Source organism: Oleiphilus sp. HI0079, from assembly GCF_001635105.1.
The window spans coordinates 1-764 of sequence record NZ_LWFT01001132.1 but is presented as its reverse complement, the minus strand read 5'-3'; the positions used below and the strand labels follow the sequence as shown (position 1 = coordinate 764).

The 764-nt window shown below is 48.3% G+C and carries 1 protein-coding gene; it reads left to right on the top strand.

Annotated elements, in window-relative coordinates:
- The coding region (locus A3750_RS20030; RefSeq protein WP_156498776.1) for an RNB domain-containing ribonuclease at positions 1-764 on the top strand (764 nt) is incomplete at both ends.

Sequence of the window (764 nt, the reverse complement as noted above, 5' to 3'; positions counted from 1 at the left end):
GAAAGGGCGAGGTCATGCGGTAATTGTCGAGGTGCTTGAGCGCAACACAAAGGAGGTCGTTGGGCGAATCTTTTTTGAAAGTGGCCTGAACTTCATTGAAGTAGAAAGTGTTCGCGAAACGCAGCAAGTTATTGTTGCGACAGAAAATTTGAATGGCGCAAAACATGGGCAGTATGTTGTCGCCAAAATTCTGCAATACCCCTCCAAGCGAGAGCATGCGATTGGCGAGGTGTTGGAGGTGCTTGGTGATCATATGGCGCCAGGTATGGAGATCGAAGTGGCTATTCGCTCTCATAACATCCCGAATGAGTGGCCTGCTGACCTTGTTGAGCAGATCGAGAATTTCAAAGCAGAGGTCACTGAAGACGACAAGGTCGCAAGAATAGATCTTCGTCATTTACCTTTGGTCACCATTGATGGTGAGGATGCGCGAGACTTCGATGACGCAGTTTACTGTGAGCGACGCACCGAGGGTGGATGGCGTCTGTATGTTGCGATTGCCGACGTCAGTCATTACGTCAGTATCAATAGTCCTCTTGATATCGAGGCCAACAAGCGCGGAACCTCGGTTTATTTTCCTGATCATGTAGTGCCAATGCTGCCAGAGCTTCTATCCAACGGTTTGTGTTCGCTGAATCCGAATGTTGATCGGCTGTGCATGGTTTGTGAAATGGAGTTGAGTGAGAAAGGAGAGGTTGAGCAGAGTTATTTTTATGAGGCCGTAATGCATAGTCATGCTCGCCTTACCTATAACCAAGTAGGCA